Annotated in this window: 17 protein-coding genes; all 17 read left to right on the top strand. The window is 54.4% G+C overall.

Annotation, left to right across the window (positions count from 1 at the left end; genetic code table 11):
• The gene (gene ilvN / locus ACHHZ7_RS06810; RefSeq protein WP_003829566.1) at positions 1 to 492 is read left to right on the top strand and encodes an acetolactate synthase small subunit; all 492 of its coding nucleotides are present in this window, start codon (positions 1 to 3) and stop codon (positions 490 to 492) included.
• Between the two features lie 264 nt (positions 493 to 756).
• On the top strand, positions 757 to 1,761 hold the full coding sequence (gene cra, locus ACHHZ7_RS06805; RefSeq protein ID WP_003018794.1) for a catabolite repressor/activator: 1,005 nt from the start codon (positions 757 to 759) through the stop codon (positions 1,759 to 1,761).
• Between the two features lie 612 nt (positions 1,762 to 2,373).
• The gene (gene mraZ, locus ACHHZ7_RS06800) at positions 2,374 to 2,832 is read left to right on the top strand and encodes a division/cell wall cluster transcriptional repressor MraZ (protein ID WP_003018792.1); all 459 of its coding nucleotides are present in this window, start codon (positions 2,374 to 2,376) and stop codon (positions 2,830 to 2,832) included.
• 1 nt (position 2,833) lies between these two features.
• Positions 2,834 to 3,775, top strand: coding sequence for a 16S rRNA (cytosine(1402)-N(4))-methyltransferase RsmH (gene rsmH, locus ACHHZ7_RS06795; protein ID WP_003018789.1), 942 nt, complete (start codon positions 2,834 to 2,836; stop codon positions 3,773 to 3,775).
• Positions 3,772 to 4,137 carry a cell division protein FtsL gene (ftsL, locus tag ACHHZ7_RS06790; RefSeq protein WP_060682755.1) on the top strand — a complete coding sequence of 122 codons (366 nt, stop codon included), beginning with the start codon at positions 3,772 to 3,774 and terminating at the stop codon, positions 4,135 to 4,137. Before rsmH ends, ftsL begins: the two co-directional genes overlap by 4 nt.
• Positions 4,138 to 4,152: 15 nt before the next feature.
• Positions 4,153 to 5,919, top strand: coding sequence for a peptidoglycan glycosyltransferase FtsI (gene ftsI / locus ACHHZ7_RS06785; RefSeq protein ID WP_003829538.1), 1,767 nt, complete (start codon positions 4,153 to 4,155; stop codon positions 5,917 to 5,919).
• Positions 5,906 to 7,393 carry a UDP-N-acetylmuramoyl-L-alanyl-D-glutamate--2,6-diaminopimelate ligase gene (murE, locus tag ACHHZ7_RS06780; RefSeq protein ID WP_008786196.1) on the top strand — a complete coding sequence of 496 codons (1,488 nt, stop codon included), beginning with the start codon at positions 5,906 to 5,908 and terminating at the stop codon, positions 7,391 to 7,393. The genes ftsI and murE overlap by 14 nt, the downstream gene beginning before the upstream one ends.
• Complete coding sequence (murF, locus tag ACHHZ7_RS06775; RefSeq protein WP_060682754.1) at positions 7,390 to 8,748, top strand: UDP-N-acetylmuramoyl-tripeptide--D-alanyl-D-alanine ligase; 1,359 nt, start codon at positions 7,390 to 7,392, stop codon at positions 8,746 to 8,748. The genes murE and murF overlap by 4 nt, the downstream gene beginning before the upstream one ends.
• A complete protein-coding gene (gene mraY / locus ACHHZ7_RS06770) occupies positions 8,742 to 9,824 on the top strand; it encodes a phospho-N-acetylmuramoyl-pentapeptide-transferase (protein ID WP_003018774.1) in 1,083 nt (360 codons plus the stop codon). Before murF ends, mraY begins: the two co-directional genes overlap by 7 nt.
• Before the next feature lie 2 nt (positions 9,825 to 9,826).
• Positions 9,827 to 11,143, top strand: a complete 1,317-nt coding sequence (murD, locus tag ACHHZ7_RS06765; protein WP_060682753.1) for a UDP-N-acetylmuramoyl-L-alanine--D-glutamate ligase — start codon at positions 9,827 to 9,829, stop codon at positions 11,141 to 11,143.
• The gene (ftsW, locus tag ACHHZ7_RS06760) at positions 11,143 to 12,387 is read left to right on the top strand and encodes a cell division protein FtsW (protein ID WP_003829529.1); all 1,245 of its coding nucleotides are present in this window, start codon (positions 11,143 to 11,145) and stop codon (positions 12,385 to 12,387) included. Before murD ends, ftsW begins: the two co-directional genes overlap by 1 nt.
• Entirely contained in the window at positions 12,384 to 13,451 is a 1,068-nt protein-coding gene (murG, locus tag ACHHZ7_RS06755) for an undecaprenyldiphospho-muramoylpentapeptide beta-N-acetylglucosaminyltransferase (protein ID WP_060682752.1), read from the top strand. Before ftsW ends, murG begins: the two co-directional genes overlap by 4 nt.
• Positions 13,452 to 13,502: 51 nt before the next feature.
• Positions 13,503 to 14,978, top strand: coding sequence for a UDP-N-acetylmuramate--L-alanine ligase (gene murC, locus ACHHZ7_RS06750; protein ID WP_060682751.1), 1,476 nt, complete (start codon positions 13,503 to 13,505; stop codon positions 14,976 to 14,978).
• Positions 14,971 to 15,891, top strand: coding sequence for a D-alanine--D-alanine ligase (locus ACHHZ7_RS06745; RefSeq protein WP_048214939.1), 921 nt, complete (start codon positions 14,971 to 14,973; stop codon positions 15,889 to 15,891). Before murC ends, ACHHZ7_RS06745 begins: the two co-directional genes overlap by 8 nt.
• A gap of 1 nt (position 15,892) precedes the next feature.
• Positions 15,893 to 16,726 (top strand): cell division protein FtsQ, encoded by an 834-nt coding sequence (ftsQ, locus tag ACHHZ7_RS06740; protein ID WP_003018758.1) that lies wholly within the window; start codon positions 15,893 to 15,895, stop codon positions 16,724 to 16,726.
• On the top strand, positions 16,723 to 17,985 hold the full coding sequence (ftsA, locus tag ACHHZ7_RS06735) for a cell division protein FtsA (RefSeq protein WP_003018755.1): 1,263 nt from the start codon (positions 16,723 to 16,725) through the stop codon (positions 17,983 to 17,985). The genes ftsQ and ftsA overlap by 4 nt, the downstream gene beginning before the upstream one ends.
• 62 nt (positions 17,986 to 18,047) lie before the next feature.
• Positions 18,048 to 19,199 carry a cell division protein FtsZ gene (ftsZ, locus tag ACHHZ7_RS06730; protein ID WP_003018753.1) on the top strand — a complete coding sequence of 384 codons (1,152 nt, stop codon included), beginning with the start codon at positions 18,048 to 18,050 and terminating at the stop codon, positions 19,197 to 19,199.
• The last annotated feature ends 2 nt before the right edge of the window (positions 19,200 to 19,201 follow it).

Here is a 19,201-nt window from a genome sequence, read left to right as displayed (position 1 = left end):
ATGCGCCGGATATTATCAGTATTGCTGGAAAATGAGTCGGGTGCATTGTCGCGGGTGATTGGCCTCTTCGCCCAGCGTGGATACAACATTGAAAGCCTGACCGTCGCGCCGACCGACGACCCCACCTTATCGCGGATGACGATTCAGACGGTAGGGGATGAGAAAGTCCTTGAGCAGATCGAAAAGCAGCTCCACAAACTGGTGGATGTTCTGCGCGTTAGCGAGCTGGGGCAGGGTGCCCATGTTGAACGAGAAATCATGCTGGTGAAAATCCAGGCCAGCGGTTATGGCCGGGAGGAGGTGAAACGCAACACGGAGATTTTCCGCGGGCAAATCATCGACGTGACGCCGTCTATCTACACCGTACAACTGGCGGGCACCAGCGACAAGCTGGATGCGTTTCTGGCAACCTTGCGTGAAGTCGCCAAAATTGTGGAAGTTGCTCGTTCCGGTGTGGTGGGACTCTCCCGTGGCGATAAAATTATGCGCTAATCGTCAACCGTAGGCCTGGTAAGCAAAGCGCTATCAGGCCTCATCGTGGAGGTCATGCCGGATAGCGGCATAAACGCCTTATCCTGCCTGCAGGTAACGAACCCGCTTTCGCTGATGCTACCTGCTGCGCTTTTTTTTGCGAAATCAGCAGTAACCAGAGACAAAAGCGGTTGCCGCAGTCATTATTCTGCGCTTAGATGTTAAGAAGTTTAACCCATGCCATCTAAAAGGTTATGGTTTGTACATTTTACGCAAGGGGCAATTGTGAAACTGGATGAAATCGCTCGGTTGGCCGGCGTTTCGCGAACGACTGCAAGCTACGTTATTAATGGCAAAGCAAAGCAATATCGCGTAAGCGACAAAACGGTTGAAAAAGTCATGGCGGTGGTGCGTGAGCATAATTACCACCCGAATGCCGTGGCGGCCGGGCTGCGTGCTGGACGCACACGTTCTATCGGGCTGGTGATCCCGGATCTTGAGAACACAAGCTATACCCGGATCGCAAACTATCTGGAACGCCAGGCGCGTCAGCGTGGGTATCAGCTGTTGATTGCCTGCTCTGAAGATCAGCCGGATAACGAAATGCGCTGTATTGAGCATCTTTTACAGCGCCAGGTCGATGCCATTATTGTGTCGACTTCATTGCCGCCTGAGCATCCGTTCTACCAACGCTGGGCAAACAGTTCATTCCCGATTGTGGCGCTGGACCGTGCACTGGACCGCGAACATTTTACCAGCGTTGTGGGTGCGGATCAGGATGATGCGGAAATGCTGGCAGAGGAGTTACGCAAATTCCCTGCTGAAACCGTTCTCTATCTGGGCGCGCTTCCTGAATTATCCGTCAGTTTCCTGCGCGAGCAGGGTTTTCGTACCGCGTGGAAGGACGATCCGCGTGAAGTCCATTTCCTGTACGCCAACAGCTATGAGCGGGAAGCGGCTGCGCAGCTGTTTGATAAATGGCTGGAAACGCACCCAATGCCTCAGGCGTTGTTTACCACGTCGTTTGCCCTGTTGCAGGGCGTGATGGATGTGACCCTGCGTCGTGATGGGCAACTGCCGTCAGATTTAGCGATTGCGACTTTTGGCGATCACGAACTGCTCGACTTCCTGCAGTGCCCGGTACTGGCAGTGGCACAGCGCCATCGTGATGTCGCAGAACGCGTGCTGGAGATTGTACTGGCAAGTCTTGACGAACCGCGTAAACCAAAACCAGGTTTAACGCGTATACGGCGTAATCTGTACCGTCGCGGTATTCTCAGCCGTAACTAAGTTTCCTCAATTGATGACGTCGGCGGGATAAGCCTCTGACGTCTTCAATTTTTCTATTCTCAGAAATAACCGCATTATATTTAAGAATATTCTTTAGAATTATCTGAAATCATTCTTGAAATACCCCGAATTAAAAATGCAACTATCCATTTTTGGGTTATTGATACGTAACGACGCGTTACGCTTGTATTATTTTGTTACATGCTTGTATGGATTTGCCGAATTAACAAACACTTTGCTCTCGTATTGCGGCCATCTGGTGCTTTCCTCGGCTCTGCGCGGCGTACAGACCGATTAACTGGTACTGTTAACTCGCTGCATATTGTCCTAAAATGCCGCTCGCGTCGCAAACTGACACTTTATATTTTCTTTGGATGATATTCAGTTGTTTTAAACAATGATGAGTTGTTGGATTTTTTTCTTACAAATATTCATGACGTTAATTTGCTTCGTTTGCTGTACGGAATTTGTTCAGCGCTGATATTAGCCGTAAACAATGGGTTTTTTGCTCCGCTAAGCGCCGCGACTTGCTTGACAAGGTTTTCCTCCGCTCCGTAAACTCCTTTAAGTGGGAATTTGTGGGATAAAGTGGTAATTGGGGGTGAGACTGGCATGTTCCGGGGAGCAACGTTAGTTAATCTCGACAGTAAAGGGCGCTTATCCGTGCCTACCCGTTATCGGGATCAACTGCTTGAGAGCGCTACCGGTCAAATGGTTTGCACCATTGACATCCATCACCCGTGCCTGCTGCTGTACCCCCTGCCTGAATGGGAAATAATCGAGCAGAAGCTATCGCGTCTGTCGAGCATGAATCCAGTTGAGCGTCGCGTACAGCGCTTATTGTTGGGTCATGCCAGCGAATGTCAGATGGATAACGCTGGTCGATTACTGATAGCACCCATTCTGCGGCAACACGCAGGGCTAACGAAAGAAGTGATGCTGGTTGGGCAGTTCAATAAGTTTGAGCTGTGGGATGAAACGACCTGGTATCAACAGGTCAAGGAAGATATCGACGCTGAGCAGTCTGTTACTGGCGCGTTGTCGGAACGATTGCAGGATTTGTCTCTATAAAATGACGGAAAATTATAAACATACAACGGTGTTGCTGGATGAAGCCGTAAACGGCCTGAATATTCGTCCAGACGGCATCTACATTGACGGGACATTTGGTCGCGGTGGTCACTCACGTCTGATCCTCTCCCAGCTTGGCGAAGAGGGACGTTTACTGGCAATCGATCGCGATCCGCAGGCTATTGCCGTTGCAAAAACGATTACCGATCCCCGTTTCTCCATCGTACATGGACCTTTCTCTGCGCTGGCTGACTATGTCGCCGAGCGTGGACTGACCGGTAAGATCGACGGGATTCTTCTCGATCTCGGCGTTTCTTCACCGCAGCTCGATGACGCAGAGCGCGGTTTCTCGTTTATGCGTGACGGTCCGTTAGATATGCGTATGGACCCAACACGCGGTCAGTCAGCGGCCGAATGGCTGCAAACCGCCGATGAAGCAGACATTGCCTGGGTGATTAAAACCTTTGGCGAAGAGCGCTTCGGCAAACGCATTGCGCGCGCCATCGTGGAGCGCAACCGCATCGAACCGATGACCCGCACCAAAGAGCTGGCGGAAGTTATTGCAGCGGCAATGCCGGTGAAAGACAAATTCAAACATCCCGCGACCCGTACCTTCCAGGCGGTGCGCATTTGGGTGAACAGTGAACTGGAGGAGATAGAGCAGGCGCTAAAAAGCTCGCTCAGCGTGCTGGCTCCAGGTGGTCGCCTTTCGATCATCAGTTTCCATTCGCTTGAAGACCGCATTGTGAAACGCTTTATGCGTGAACAAAGCCGTGGTCCTCAGGTACCGGCTGGAATACCGATGACCGAAGCGCAGATCAAAAAGCTGGGCGGCCGTGAGTTAAGAGCACTAGGCAAGATGATGCCGGGTGAAGAAGAGGTAGCTGAGAATCCTCGTGCCCGTAGTTCAGTTCTGCGTATTGCAGAGAGGACGAACGCATGATCAGCAGAGTGACAGAAGCCCCCAGCAAAGTTAAAGGATCGATAGGAAGCAACGAGCGCCATGCCTTGCCTGGCGTGATCGGTGACGATCTTTTGCGGTTTGGGAAGCTGCCACTCTGCCTGTTCATTTGCATTATTTTGACGGCGGTTACCGTCGTGACAACAGCACACCATACGCGGTTACTGACTGCGCAGCGTGAGCAGCTGGTTCTGGAGCGAGATGCGCTGGATATCGAATGGCGCAACTTGATCCTTGAGGAGAACGCGCTCGGCGACCATAGCCGTGTTGAACGGATCGCAACGGAAAAGCTGCAAATGCAGCATGTCGATCCCTCACAAGAAAATATCGTAGTACAAAAATAAGGATAAACGCGACGCATGAAAGCAGCGGCAAAAACGCACAAACCAAAACGCCAGGAAGAACAAGCCAACTTTATCAGTTGGCGTTTTGCGTTACTGTGCGGCTGTATTTTGCTGGCACTGGGTTTTCTGCTGGGGCGCGTTGCCTGGCTGCAAATCATCGCGCCGGACATGCTGGTGCGTCAGGGTGATATGCGCTCTCTACGCGTCCAGGAAGTGTCTACATCACGCGGAATGATTACCGACCGCTCTGGTCGCCCGCTGGCGGTGAGCGTTCCGGTTAAAGCGATATGGGCCGACCCGAAAGAAGTACATGATGCAGGCGGCGTGAGCGTTGGCGAACGCTGGAGAGCGCTGTCAACCGCGCTGAATCTCCCGCTCGATCAACTGGCTTCCCGCATTAACGCCAACCCGAAAGGGCGCTTCATCTATCTGGCGCGTCAGGTAAACCCTGACATGGCCGACTACATCAAGAAACTGAAGCTGCCAGGTATCCACCTGCGCGAAGAATCCCGCCGTTACTATCCTTCCGGAGAAGTGACTGCTCACCTCATCGGCTTTACTAACGTCGACAGCCAGGGGATTGAAGGCGTAGAGAAGAGCTTCGACAAGTGGCTCACCGGACAACCGGGCGAACGTATTGTACGTAAAGACCGTTATGGCCGCGTCATTGAAGATATCTCCTCTACCGACAGCCAGGCGGCGCATAACCTCGCGTTGAGCATTGATGAGCGTTTACAGGCACTGGTCTACCGTGAACTGAATAACGCCGTGGCGTTCAACAAGGCGGAGTCAGGCAGTGCGGTACTGGTGGATGTAAACACCGGTGAAGTGCTGGCCATGGCCAACAGTCCGTCCTACAACCCGAACAATCTCACCGGTACGCCAAAAGACGCGATGCGTAACCGTACCATCACCGACGTGTTTGAACCGGGTTCTACCGTTAAACCGATGGTGGTGATGACCGCGCTGCAGCGTGGCGTGGTACGCGAAAATACCGTCCTTAACACTATCCCTTACCGAATTAATGGTCACGAAATCAAAGACGTGGCGCGTTATAGCGAATTAACCCTCACCGGGGTTTTGCAGAAGTCGAGTAACGTCGGTGTTTCCAAGCTGGCGTTAGCGATGCCGTCCTCAGCGTTAGTAGATACTTACTCACGTTTTGGGCTGGGAAAAGCGACCAATTTGGGGTTGGTCGGAGAACGCAGTGGCTTATATCCTCAAAAACAACGGTGGTCTGACATAGAGAGGGCCACCTTCTCTTTCGGCTACGGGCTAATGGTAACGCCGTTACAGTTAGCGCGAGTCTATGCAACGATCGGCAGCTACGGCGTTTATCGTCCACTGTCGATTACCAAAGTTGACCCTCCTGTTCCGGGTGAGCGTATCTTCCCGGAAGATACCGTGCGTACCGTCGTGCATATGATGGAAAGCGTGGCGCTGCCGGGCGGCGGCGGCGTGAAGGCGGCCATTAAAGGCTATCGCATCGCTATTAAAACCGGTACAGCGAAAAAAGTAGGGCCGGATGGCCGCTACATCAACAAATACATTGCTTATACCGCAGGCGTTGCGCCTGCGAGTCAGCCGCGCTTCGCGCTGGTTGTTGTTATCAACGATCCGCAGGCGGGTAAATACTACGGTGGCGCCGTTTCCGCGCCGGTCTTTGGTGCCATCATGGGCGGCGTACTGCGCACCATGAACATCGAGCCGGATGCGCTGACAACGGGCGATAAAAATGAATTTGTGAATAATCAAGGCGAGGCAACAGGTGGCAGATCGTAATTTGCGCGACCTTCTTGCTCCATGGGTGCCGGGTGCACCGGAGCGAGCACTGCGGGAGATGACGCTTGACAGCCGTGTGGCTGCATCAGGCGATCTCTTTGTCGCAGTATTGGGTCATCAGGCGGACGGGCGTCGGTATATCCCGCAGGCGATAGCGCAAGGTGTGGCTGCCATTATTGCAGAAGCAAAAGATGAAGCTACTGATGGTGAAATCCGTGAAATGCATGGCGTTCCGGTCATCTATCTCAGTCAGCTTAACGAACGTTTATCTGCACTGGCGGGCCGTTTTTACCACGAGCCTTCTGAGAAAATGCGTCTGGTCGGCGTAACCGGGACTAACGGTAAAACCACCACCACCCAATTGCTGGCCCAGTGGAGCCAACTGCTTGGCGAAACCAGCGCGGTAATGGGAACAGTAGGCAATGGCCTGCTGGGCAAAGTGATCCCGACGGAAAATACCACCGGTTCAGCCGTTGATGTCCAGCATGTGCTGGCGGGGCTGGCTGCGCAGGGCGCAACGGTTGGCGCGATGGAAGTCTCTTCACACGGCCTGGTTCAGCATCGCGTGGCGGCGCTGAAGTTTGCCGCATCAGTATTTACTAACTTAAGCCGCGACCATCTCGACTACCACGGCGACATGGAACATTACGAAGCCGCGAAATGGCTGCTGTATTCCACGCACCATTGCGGTCAGGCCATCGTCAATGCGGATGATGAAGTCGGTCGTCGCTGGCTGGCGAAACTCCCGGATGCGGTTGCCGTTTCGATGGAAGACCACATCAACCCGAACTGTCATGGTCGTTGGTTAAAAGCGGTTGACGTGAAGTATCACGACAGCGGGGCAACGATTCGTTTTACCTCCTCATGGGGCGACGGCGAAATTGAAAGCCGCCTGATGGGGGCGTTTAACGTCAGCAATCTTTTGCTGGCGCTGGCAACGCTGTTGGCACTGGGCTATCCGTTAGCTGATTTACTGAAAACGGCGACACAATTGCAGCCGGTTTGCGGACGTATGGAAGTGTTCAGCGCGCCGGGTAAAACCACCGTGGTGGTTGATTACGCTCATACGCCAGATGCGCTGGAAAAAGCGCTGCAGGCGGCACGTCTGCACTGTACTGGCAAACTGTGGTGCGTCTTTGGCTGCGGTGGCGATCGCGATAAAGGCAAACGTCCGTTGATGGGCGCAATCGCCGAGCAGTTTGCAGATGTTGTCGTGGTGACTGATGACAACCCGCGTACCGAAGAGCCGCGCGCCATTATTAACGACATTCTGGCGGGTATGCTGGATGCCGGACAGGCGAAGGTGATGGAAGGGCGCGCAGAAGCCGTGACAAACGCCATTATGCAGGCGAAAGAAAACGACGTGGTGCTGGTGGCCGGGAAAGGTCACGAAGATTACCAGATCGTCGGCTCGCAGCGTCTCGACTATTCTGACCGCGTGACCGCAGCGCGTCTGCTGGGGGTTATCGCATGATTAGCGTAACGCTCAGCCAACTGGCGGAGATCCTCCGTGGCGAACTGAAAGGGGCCGATCTGCCCCTTGATGCCGTAACAACCGATACGCGTAAAGTGACGCCGGGCTGCCTGTTTGTGGCGCTGAAAGGCGAACGCTTTGATGCCCATGATTTTGCAGACAAAGCGCAAGAGAGCGGGGCGGGTGCGCTGCTGGTCAGCCGCCCGTTGGACACCAACCTGCCGCAGCTGATTGTTAAAGATACGCGTCTGGCGTTTGGTGAACTGGCGGCGTGGGTTCGCGCTCAGGTTCCGGCGCGCGTTGTCGCGCTGACCGGCTCATCCGGTAAAACGTCCGTCAAAGAGATGACGGCTGCCATTCTGAGCCAGTGTGGTAACACCCTATATACCGCGGGCAATCTGAATAACGACATCGGCGTACCGATGACGCTGCTGCGCTTAAATAACGATTACGACTATGCCGTGATTGAGCTCGGCGCCAACCATCAGGGCGAAATCGCCTGGACCGTCGGCCTGACGCGTCCGGAAGCGGCGCTGGTGAACAATCTGGCCGCCGCGCACCTGGAAGGTTTCGGCTCTCTGGCGGGCGTTGCGAAGGCAAAAGGTGAGATTTTTACCGGCCTGTCTGAGAATGGTATCGCCATTATGAATGCCGACAACAACGACTGGTTGAACTGGCAAAGCATCATCGGCGAACGCAAAGTCTGGCGCTTCTCCCCGAATGCGGCCAACAGCGACTTTTCTGCTACCAACGTTCATGTGACCTCGCATGGCACAGAATTTTCTCTGCAAACGCCGACCGGAAGCATTGATGTCCTGCTGCCGTTGCCGGGTCGCCACAATATCGCTAACGCCCTTGCGGCGGCGGCGCTTTCTATGGCGGTAGGCGCGACGCACGAGGCGATCAAAGCGGGTTTGAAGGATCTGCAAGCGGTACCGGGACGTCTGTTCCCGATTCAACTCGCAGAAAATCAGTTGCTGCTGGACGACTCCTATAACGCGAACGTCGGTTCGATGACCGCAGCGGTGCAGGTGCTGTCTGAAATGCCGGGCTATCGCGTACTGGTCGTTGGCGATATGGCAGAGCTTGGCGCAGAAAGTGAAGCATGCCATGTACAGGTAGGTGTTGCTGCGAAAGCAGCAGGTATCGACCGTGTACTGAGTACAGGAAAACTGAGTAAGGCAATTAGCGACGCCAGCGGCGTTGGCGAACATTTTGCGGATAAAAGCGCGCTGGCCGCGCATCTTAAAGCATTGATTGCAGAACATCAGGTCATGACGATTTTAGTGAAGGGTTCACGTAGTGCCGCCATGGAAGAGGTAGTACGCGCATTACAGGAGAATGGGACATGTTAGTTTGGCTGGCCGAACATTTGGTCAAATATTATTCCGGCTTTAACGTCTTTTCCTATCTGACGTTTCGCGCCATCGTCAGCCTGCTGACCGCGCTGTTCATCTCTTTGTGGATGGGCCCGCGCATGATTGCCCGCTTGCAAAAAATGTCCTTTGGACAGGTTGTACGTAACGACGGTCCTGAATCGCACTTTAGTAAACGCGGTACGCCAACCATGGGCGGGATCATGATCCTCACCGCGATTGTTATCTCCGTTCTGTTGTGGGCATATCCGTCGAACCCGTACGTATGGTGCGTGCTGGTGGTATTGATTGGCTACGGCATTATCGGTTTTGTCGATGACTATCGCAAAGTGGTGCGCAAAGATACCAAGGGCCTGATTGCCCGCTGGAAGTACTTCTGGATGTCGGTGATTGCGCTGGGTGTAGCCTTTGCGCTGTACCTCGCCGGTAAAGATACCCCGGCTACCGAGCTGGTGGTGCCGTTCTTTAAAGATGTCATGCCGCAATTGGGGCTGTTCTACGTGCTGCTGGCGTACTTCGTTATTGTGGGTACTGGCAATGCGGTAAACCTCACCGATGGCCTGGATGGTCTGGCGATTATGCCGACCGTGTTCGTGGCTGCGGGTTTTGCGCTGGTGGCGTGGGCGACCGGTAACATGAACTTTGCCAACTATCTGCACATTCCGTATTTACGCCATGCCGGCGAACTGGTGATCGTCTGTACGGCGATTGTCGGTGCGGGGTTAGGCTTCCTGTGGTTTAACACCTATCCGGCGCAGGTCTTTATGGGCGACGTCGGTTCGCTGGCGCTGGGCGGCGCGCTGGGCATTATTGCCGTGCTGCTGCGTCAGGAATTCCTGCTGGTAATCATGGGCGGCGTATTTGTTGTGGAAACGCTGTCGGTCATTCTGCAGGTTGGCTCCTTTAAGCTGCGCGGACAGCGTATCTTCCGTATGGCGCCGATTCACCATCACTATGAACTGAAAGGCTGGCCGGAACCGCGCGTAATTGTGCGCTTCTGGATTATTTCGCTGATGCTGGTGCTGATTGGCCTGGCAACGCTGAAGGTACGTTAATCATGGCTGATTACCAGGGTAAAAAAGTCGTCATTATCGGTCTGGGATTGACCGGGCTGTCCTGCGTGGATTTCTTTCTGGCGCGTGGCGTGACGCCGCGTGTGATGGATACCCGCGCAACGCCACCTGGCCTGGATAAATTGCCGGAAGCGGTTGAGCGTCATGTTGGCAGCCTGAATGATGATTGGCTGCTGGCCGCCGATCTCATCGTCGCCAGCCCTGGTATTGCCCTGGCGCATCCTTCTCTGAGCGCCGCTGCTGATGCAGGGATCGAAATTGTCGGTGACATCGAGCTGTTCTGTCGTGAAGCGCAGGCGCCGATCGTCGCGATCACCGGTTCCAACGGGAAAAGCACCGTCACCACGTTGGTGGGAGAAATGGCGAAAGCGGCTGGTGTGAACGTGGGTGTTGGCGGAAATATCGGCCTGCCCGCGCTGATGTTGCTGGATGACGAACGTGAGCTGTATGTACTGGAGCTGTCGAGCTTCCAGCTGGAGACAACCTCCAGCTTACAGGCCGTAGCCGCCACCATTTTGAACGTCACTGAAGATCATATGGACAGGTATCCGTTTGGCTTGCAGCAGTACCGTGCGGCCAAACTGCGCGTCTATGAGAATGCGAAAGTGTGCGTGGTTAATGCCGATGATGCGCTGACCATGCCGATTCGCGGGGCGGATGAGCGCTGCGTGAGCTTTGGCATCAACATGGGTGACTATCATCTCAATCGTCAGCAGGGTGAAACCTGGCTGCGGGTGAAGGGTGAAAAAGTCCTGAACGTGAAAGAGATGACGCTTACCGGCCAGCATAACTATACCAACGCCCTGGCGGCGCTGGCGCTGGCGGATGCTGCGGGTCTGCCGCGGGCATCCAGCCTGAAAGCGCTGACTACCTTTACCGGTCTGGCGCATCGTTTCCAGTTGGTACTGAATCATAACGGTGTGCGTTGGATCAACGATTCAAAAGCCACCAACGTTGGCAGCACCGAAGCGGCGCTGAATGGTCTGCACGTTGACGGTACGTTGCACCTGCTGCTGGGCGGCGATGGGAAATCCGCCGACTTTATGCCGCTGCAATGCTACCTGACTGGCGACAACATTCGTCTGTACTGCTTTGGTCGCGATGGCGCGCAGCTTGCCGCTCTGCGTCCTGAGGTTGCGGAACACACTGAAACCATGGAGCAGGCAATGCGTCTGCTCGCACCACGTGTGAAGCAGGGTGATATGGTGCTGCTGTCGCCAGCCTGCGCCAGCCTTGACCAGTTCAAGAACTTTGAGCAACGCGGTGACGTCTTTACCCGTTTGGCGAAGGAGTTGGGTTGATGCGATTCTCTCTCCCTCGTCTGAAAATGCCGCGCGTACCGGGACTGGGTGTCCTGGCGTGGATCTTCGCGGCACTTAAAGGCTGGGTGATGGCTTCGCGTGATAAAGACGCGGACAGCCTGATCATGTATGACCGCATGCTGCTGTGGCTGACTTTTGGTCTGGCAGCGATCGGTTTTGTGATGGTGACATCGGCATCGATGCCCGTAGGGCAACGCCTGGCAGGCGATCCCTTCCTGTTTGCTAAGCGTGACGCGCTGTATATCTTCCTCGCGTTCTGTCTGGCGATGGTGACGCTGCGTCTGCCGATGGAGTTCTGGCAAAAGTACAGCACGACGATGCTGATCGCCTCGATCATCATGTTGTTGATCGTGCTGGTGGTGGGGAGCTCCGTTAACGGGGCATCGCGCTGGATCGCGCTGGGGCCGCTGCGTATTCAGCCTGCGGAATTCACCAAGCTGTCGCTGTTCTGTTATCTCGCTAACTACCTGGTGCGTAAAGTCGATGAAGTGCGTAACAACCTGCGCGGCTTCTTAAAACCGATGGGCGTGATTCTGGTGCTGGCAGTCTTACTGCTGGCGCAGCCTGACCTTGGTACGGTAGTGGTACTGTTTGTCACGACGCTGGCGATGCTGTTTCTCGCTGGTGCGAAACTGTGGCAGTTCATTGCCATTATCGGCATGGGGATTTCGGCGGTGGTGCTGCTGATCCTTGCCGAACCGTATCGTATTCGCCGCGTAACCTCTTTCTGGAACCCATGGGAAGATCCGTTTGGCAGCGGCTATCAGTTAACGCAATCGCTGATGGCTTTTGGTCGCGGTGAGGTTTGGGGTCAGGGGTTAGGTAATTCAGTGCAAAAACTGGAGTATTTACCGGAAGCGCACACCGACTTCATCTTCGCCATCATTGGGGAAGAGCTGGGTTATATCGGTGTGGTATTGGCGCTTTTAATGGTATTCTTCGTCGCTTTTCGCGCGATGTCGATTGGCCGCAAAGCGCTGGAAATTGACCACCGTTTTTCAGGCTTTTTAGCCTGCTCCATCGGGATTTGGTTTAGCTTCCAGGCCCTGGTAAACGTCGGCGCGGCAGCAGGTATGCTGCCAACAAAAGGTCTGACGTTACCGCTGATCAGTTATGGTGGTTCCAGTTTGTTGATTATGTCGACGGCCATCATGTTTTTGTTACGTATTGATTATGAAACGCGTCTGGAAAAAGCCCAGGCGTTTACACGAGGTGCACGATGAGTGGTCAACCGAAGCGGTTAATGGTGATGGCAGGCGGTACCGGCGGGCATGTGTTCCCGGGGCTGGCGGTCGCGCATCATTTAATGGCCCAGGGCTGGCAGGTTCGTTGGCTGGGCACCGCCGATCGTATGGAAGCGGACTTAGTGCCAAAGCATGGCATCGAAATTGACTTTATTCGCATCTCCGGTTTGCGTGGCAAAGGTGTCAACGCGCTGCTTGCCGCCCCCGTGCGTATTTTTAATGCCTGGCGTCAGGCGCGCGCCATCATGAAGCAGTTTAAGCCTGATGTGGTGCTGGGGATGGGCGGTTACGTGTCCGGCCCTGGCGGTCTGGCTGCCTGGTCATTAGGCATTCCGGTTGTCCTGCATGAGCAGAACGGCATTGCGGGATTAACCAACAAGTGGCTGGCGAAGATTGCAACGAAGGTGATGCAGGCTTTTCCTGGCGCTTTCCCGAATGCGGAAGTGGTGGGTAACCCAGTACGCACCGATGTTCTGGCGCTGCCGTTGCCCGAAGCGCGTCTGGCGGGGCGTGAAGGCCCGGTTCGCGTGCTGGTCGTCGGGGGATCTCAGGGCGCACGCGTATTGAACCAGACGATGCCGCAGGTTGCTGCAAAGCTTGGTGATGCGGTGACTATCTGGCATCAGAGTGGCAAAGGTGCGCAGCAAACCGTTGAACACGCGTATGCCGACGCGGGACAACCGCAGCACAAGGTCACTGAGTTTATTGATGATATGGCAGCAGCCTACGCGTGGGCGGATGTCGTAGTTTGTCGCTCCGGCGCGCTGACGGTAAGCGAAATTGCCGCCGCAGGTTTGCCTGCGCTGTTTGTGCCTTTTCAGCATAAAGACCGACAGCAGTACTGGAACGCGCTGCCGCTGGAGAAAGCGGGCGCCGCCAAAATTCTTGAGCAGCCGCAGTTTACTGTGGATGCCGTCGCTAACACCCTTTCCGGGTGGTCGCGAGAAACCTTATTAACCATGGCAGAACGTGCGCGCGCCGCTTCCATTCCGGATGCTACAGAGCGCGTTGCTAATGAAGTGAGCCGGGCTGCCCGGGCGTAATTGTGGTGATGCCTTTTGCATCGCATGAACTAAGAAGTTAATGGCTAAAGAATGAATACACAACAACTGGCAAAACTGCGTTCCATCGTGCCCGAAATGCGTCGCGTTCGGCACATTCACTTTGTCGGCATCGGTGGTGCTGGTATGGGCGGTATTGCCGAGGTTTTGGCCAACGAAGGTTATCAGATCAGCGGTTCTGACTTAGCGCCGAACCCGGTGACGCAGCAGTTGACGAATCTGGGCGCCACGATTTTCTTCAACCATCGCCCGGAAAACGTGCGCGATGCGAGCGTAGTGGTGGTATCCAGCGCCATTTCTGCGGATAACCCGGAAATTGTTGCGGCGCATGAAGCGCGCATTCCGGTGATCCGTCGTGCTGAAATGCTGGCGGAGTTAATGCGTTTTCGTCACGGTATCGCCATTGCCGGGACGCACGGTAAAACCACGACCACAGCGATGGTCTCCAGTATCTACGCGGAAGCGGGGCTGGATCCGACGTTTGTCAACGGCGGTCTGGTGAAGGCCGCAGGCGTCCATGCGCGTCTGGGTCATAGCCGTTATTTAATTGCGGAGGCGGATGAGAGCGATGCGTCGTTCCTGCATTTGCAGCCGATGGTAGCGATTGTTACCAATATCGAAGCCGATCATATGGATACCTACCATGGCGACTTCGAAAATTTAAAGCAGACGTTTATTAATTTCCTGCATAACTTGCCGTTTTATGGTCGTGCGGTGATGTGCGTTGACGACCCGGTGATCCGCGAGTTGTTGCCGCGAGTTGGTCGTCAAACCACAACCTATGGTTTCAGCGATGATGCTGATGTGCGCGTCGAAGATTACCAGCAGATTGGTCCACAAGGACACTTCACGCTGCTGCGTCAGGGGATGGCCGATTTACGCGTGACGTTGAACGCACCGGGCCGTCACAATGCGCTGAACGCGGCGGCGGCGGTAGCAGTTGCAACAGAAGAAGGCATTGAAGACGACGCAATTCTGCGCGCGCTGGAAAGTTTCCAGGGCACCGGACGACGTTTTGACTTCCTCGGCGAATTCCCGCTTGAGCCGGTAAACGGTAAAGCCGGGACGGCGTTGCTGGTGGATGATTATGGTCATCACCCTACGGAAGTGGATGCCACGATTAAAGCTGCACGCGCGGGCTGGCCGGACAAAAATTTGGTGATGCTGTTCCAGCCGCACCGCTTTACGCGTACTCGCGATCTGTATGACGACTTTGCCAACGTGCTGACTCAGGTCGATGCGCTGTTGATGCTGGATGTGTACGCCGCGGGTGAAGCCGCGATTCCAGGAGCCGACAGCCGCTCGCTGTGCCGTACGATCCGTGGTCGCGGTAAGATCGACCCGATTCTGGTATCCGATCCGGCTCAGGTGGCAGACATGCTGGCGCCGGTATTAACCGGCAACGATCTGATTTTGGTGCAGGGCGCTGGAAATATCGGCAAAATCGCGCGTTCCTTAGCTGAAATCAAACTGAAGCCGCAAAACCCGGAGGAAGAACAACATGGCTGATAAAATCGCGGTCCTGTTAGGGGGAACCTCCGCAGAGCGTGACGTTTCGCTGAATTCCGGCGCGGCCGTACTGGCAGGGTTACGCGAAGGTGGTGTGGATGCTCATCCAATTGACCCAAAAGAGGTTGATGTCACGCTTTTGAAATCGATGGGTTTTCAAAAGGTGTTTATTGCGCTGCACGGTCGTGGTGGTGAAGATGGCACGTTGCAGGGCATGCTGGAGCTGGTTGGTCTGCCGTACACCGGTAGTGGCGTCATGGCTTCTGCGATTTCGATGGACAAACTGCGCAGCAAACTGTTGTGGCAGGGGGCTGGTTTACCGGTCGCGCCTTGGGTCGCATTGACCCGCGCTGAGTTCGAAAAAGGTCTTAGTGATGAGGTTGTTACGGAGATTTCTGCGCTAGGTTTGCCGCTGATTGTGAAGCCAAGCCGTGAAGGCTCAAGCGTAGGGATGTCAAAAGTTGAAGAAGAAAATGCTTTGCATGGTGCATTAGCATTGGCTTTTCAGCATGATGAAGAAGTACTGATCGAAAAATGGCTCAGTGGCCCGGAATTTACAGTTGCGATACTTGGTGAAGAAATTTTACCGTCAATACGTATCCAACCCGCGGGAACCTTCTATGATTATGAGGCGAAGTATCTCTCTGATGAGACACAATATTTCTGCCCTGCCGGTCTGGAAGTCGAACAAGAGGCCCGTTTACAGGAATTAGTCCTGAAAGCGTGGACCACATTGGGCTGTAAAGGTTGGGGTCGCATTGACGTCATGCTGGACAGCGATGGCCAGTTTTATCTGCTGGAAGCGAATACCTCTCCAGGTATGACCAGCCACAGTCTGGTGCCGATGGCGGCGCGTCAGGCGGGCCTGAGCTTCTCGCAGTTGGTGGTAAGAATTCTGGAGTTGGCGGACTGATATGTCGCAGGCTGCGCTGAACACGCGAAACGGTGATGAAGAAGAAGTAAACTCCTCACGCCGCAATAATGGAACGCGTCTTGCAGGAATATTGTTCCTGCTGACAGTGCTGTGCACCGTGTTTGTCAGCGGCTGGGTAGTGTTGGGATGGATGGAAGATGCGCAACGTTTGCCTTTATCGAAACTGGTGTTAACCGGCGAACGGCATTACACGCGCAATGACGATATTCGTCAGTCCATTTTGGCGCTGGGCGCTCCGGGAACCTTTATGACTCAGGATGTGAACATCATTCAGAGTCAAATTGAACGCCTCCCCTGGATTAAACAGGCGAGCGTCAGAAAGCAATGGCCCGATGAATTGAAGATTCATCTGGTTGAATATGTGCCCATTGCGCGTTGGAATGACCAACATATGGTGGATGCTGAAGGAAATACGTTCAGTGTTCCAACCGGTCGGGCCAATAAGCAGGTATTACCCATGTTGTATGGACCGGAAGGCAGCGCAAGTGAAGTGTTGCAAGGGTTCCGCGATATGGGGCAGGTGCTGGCTAAGGATAGATTCACCCTGAAGGAAGCGGCGATGACCGCTCGTCGTTCCTGGCAGTTGACGCTGAATAACGATATTAAGCTGAATCTGGGCAGGGGCGATACGATAAAACGTTTGGCTCGCTTTGTGGAACTCTACCCGGTTTTACAGCAGCAGGCGCAAACCGATGGCAAACGGATTAGCTACGTTGATTTGCGTTATGACTCAGGAGCGGCAGTAGGCTGGGTTCCCTTGCCTCCTGAGGAATCTAATCAGCAACAGAATCAGGCACAGGCAGAACAACAATGATCAAGGCGACGGACAGAAAACTGGTAGTTGGACTGGAGATTGGCACCGCGAAGGTAGCCGCTTTAGTAGGGGAAGTTCTGCCCGACGGTATGGTCAATATCATTGGCGTGGGCAGTTGCCCATCGCGAGGTATGGATAAAGGCGGGGTGAATGACCTTGAGTCAGTGGTGAAGTGCGTACAGCGCGCCATTGACCAGGCTGAACTGATGGCAGATTGCCAGATTTCCTCGGTGTATCTGGCACTTTCCGGTAAACATATTAGCTGTCAAAATGAAATTGGTATGGTGCCCATTTCCGAAGAGGAAGTGACGCAGGAAGATGTGGAAAACGTGGTACATACGGCAAAATCCGTACGCGTTCGCGATGAACATCGTGTTCTGCACGTTATTCCGCAGGAATACGCCATCGACTACCAGGAAGGCATTAAAAATCCGGTCGGTCTTTCCGGCGTGCGTATGCAGGCAAAAGTCCATCTTATTACCTGCCACAACGACATGGCAAAGAACATTGTCAAAGCCGTTGAACGTTGTGGTCTGAAAGTTGACCAACTGATTTTTGCCGGGTTGGCAGCCAGTTATTCCGTGTTGACGGAAGATGAACGTGAGCTGGGTGTCTGCGTGGTGGATATTGGTGGTGGTACAATGGACATCGCCGTTTATACTGGCGGGGCGTTGCGCCACACTAAAGTTATCCCTTATGCAGGGAATGTAGTGACCAGCGATATCGCGTATGCCTTTGGTACGCCGCCGAGCGATGCTGAAGCCATCAAAGTGCGTCATGGTTGCGCGCTGGGCTCCATCGTGGGTAAAGACGAAAGCGTTGAAGTGCCAAGCGTAGGTGGTCGTCCACCGCGTAGCCTGCAACGTCAGACCCTGGCAGAGGTCATTGAGCCGCGTTATACCGAGCTGCTCAACCTGGTCAACGAAGAAATTTTGCAATTACAAGAACAGCTTCGCCAGCAGGGTGTGAAACATCATCTGGCGGCGGGGATTGTGTTAACCGGTGGCGCTGCGCAAATTGAAGGTCTTGCGGCCTGCGCACAGCGCGTGTTTCATACGCAAGTACGTATTGGCGCACCGCTGAATATCACTGGTCTGACGGATTATGCCCAGGAGCCTTATTATTCAACGGCAGTGGGGCTGCTTCACTACGGGAAAGAATCCCATTTGAGTGGTGAGGCTGAAGTAGAAAAACGCGTTACGGCATCAGTTGGCTCGTGGATCAAACGACTCAATAGCTGGCTGCGAAAAGAGTTTTAATTTTTAAAGAGACCAACGCACATTAACGGTCTCAGGCGACAGGCACAACGGAGAGAGAAACTATGTTTGAACCTATGGAACTTACCAATGACGCGGTGATTAAAGTCATCGGCGTCGGCGGCGGCGGCGGTAATGCCGTTGAACACATGGTGCGCGAGCGCATCGAAGGTGTTGAATTCTTCGCGGTGAATACCGACGCTCAGGCGTTGCGTAAAACGGCGGTTGGACAGACCATTCAGATTGGTAGCGGCATCACCAAAGGTCTGGGCGCGGGTGCAAACCCGGAAGTAGGCCGTAATGCGGCAGACGAAGATCGTGAAGCTCTGCGTGCAGCGCTTGACGGCGCAGACATGGTGTTTATCGCAGCTGGCATGGGCGGCGGTACCGGTACCGGTGCAGCGCCAGTGGTTGCTGAAGTAGCAAAAGATTTAGGTATTCTGACCGTTGCTGTCGTGACTAAGCCTTTCAACTTTGAAGGTAAGAAGCGTATGGCATTCGCGGAACAGGGTATCACCGAGCTGTCCAAACATGTGGACTCTCTGATCACTATTCCGAATGACAAGCTGCTGAAAGTGCTGGGTCGCGGTATCTCCCTGCTGGATGCGTTTGGCGCAGCGAACGACGTGCTGAAAGGCGCAGTCCAGGGTATCGCTGAACTGATTACTCGTCCGGGCCTGATGAACGTCGACTTTGCAGACGTGCGCACCGTGATGTCCGAAATGGGCTACGCGATGATGGGTTCAGGCGTGGCAAGCGGTGAAGACCGTGCAGAAGAAGCGGCTGAAATGGCTATCTCTTCTCCGCTGCTGGAAGACATCGATCTGTCTGGTGCGCGCGGCGTGCTGGTCAACATTACTGCGGGCTTCGACCTGCGTCTGGATGAGTTCGAAACCGTCGGGAACACGATTCGTGCCTTTGCATCGGATAATGCGACCGTGGTTATCGGTACCTCCCTGGACCCGGATATGAACGACGAACTGCGCGTCACCGTTGTTGCAACTGGAATTGGTATGGACAAACGTCCTGAAATCACTCTGGTGACCAACAAGCAGGTACAGCAGCCGGTAATGGATCGTTACCAGCAGCACGGCATGGCGCCGTTGACGCAAGAGCAGAAACCGGTAGCGAAAGTGGTTAACGACAATACGCCGCAAACCACCAAAGAGCCGGATTATCTGGATATCCCAGCATTCCTGCGTAAGCAAGCTGATTAAGA

It is taken from the genome of Citrobacter freundii complex sp. 2024EL-00216 (genome assembly GCF_043945515.1).
GTDB lineage: Bacteria > Pseudomonadota > Gammaproteobacteria > Enterobacterales > Enterobacteriaceae > Citrobacter > Citrobacter portucalensis.
This window is presented reverse-complemented; position numbering and strand designations above follow the sequence as displayed.

What these genes read in the sequence shown, in the direction of transcription:
- ilvN (WP_003829566.1), top strand. Translation starts at nt 1, where the DNA reads ATGCGCCGGATATTATCAGTATTGCTGGAAAATGAGTCGGGTGCATTG.
- mraZ (WP_003018792.1), top strand. Translation starts at nt 2,374, where the DNA reads ATGTTCCGGGGAGCAACGTTAGTTAATCTCGACAGTAAAGGGCGCTTA.
- rsmH (WP_003018789.1), top strand. Translation starts at nt 2,834, where the DNA reads ATGACGGAAAATTATAAACATACAACGGTGTTGCTGGATGAAGCCGTA.
- ftsL (WP_060682755.1), top strand. Translation starts at nt 3,772, where the DNA reads ATGATCAGCAGAGTGACAGAAGCCCCCAGCAAAGTTAAAGGATCGATA.
- ftsI (WP_003829538.1), top strand. Translation starts at nt 4,153, where the DNA reads ATGAAAGCAGCGGCAAAAACGCACAAACCAAAACGCCAGGAAGAACAA.
- murF (WP_060682754.1), top strand. Translation starts at nt 7,390, where the DNA reads ATGATTAGCGTAACGCTCAGCCAACTGGCGGAGATCCTCCGTGGCGAA.
- mraY (WP_003018774.1), top strand. Translation starts at nt 8,742, where the DNA reads ATGTTAGTTTGGCTGGCCGAACATTTGGTCAAATATTATTCCGGCTTT.
- murD (WP_060682753.1), top strand. Translation starts at nt 9,827, where the DNA reads ATGGCTGATTACCAGGGTAAAAAAGTCGTCATTATCGGTCTGGGATTG.
- ftsW (WP_003829529.1), top strand. Translation starts at nt 11,143, where the DNA reads ATGCGATTCTCTCTCCCTCGTCTGAAAATGCCGCGCGTACCGGGACTG.
- murG (WP_060682752.1), top strand. Translation starts at nt 12,384, where the DNA reads ATGAGTGGTCAACCGAAGCGGTTAATGGTGATGGCAGGCGGTACCGGC.
- murC (WP_060682751.1), top strand. Translation starts at nt 13,503, where the DNA reads ATGAATACACAACAACTGGCAAAACTGCGTTCCATCGTGCCCGAAATG.
- ACHHZ7_RS06745 (WP_048214939.1), top strand. Translation starts at nt 14,971, where the DNA reads ATGGCTGATAAAATCGCGGTCCTGTTAGGGGGAACCTCCGCAGAGCGT.
- ftsQ (WP_003018758.1), top strand. Translation starts at nt 15,893, where the DNA reads ATGTCGCAGGCTGCGCTGAACACGCGAAACGGTGATGAAGAAGAAGTA.
- ftsA (WP_003018755.1), top strand. Translation starts at nt 16,723, where the DNA reads ATGATCAAGGCGACGGACAGAAAACTGGTAGTTGGACTGGAGATTGGC.
- ftsZ (WP_003018753.1), top strand. Translation starts at nt 18,048, where the DNA reads ATGTTTGAACCTATGGAACTTACCAATGACGCGGTGATTAAAGTCATC.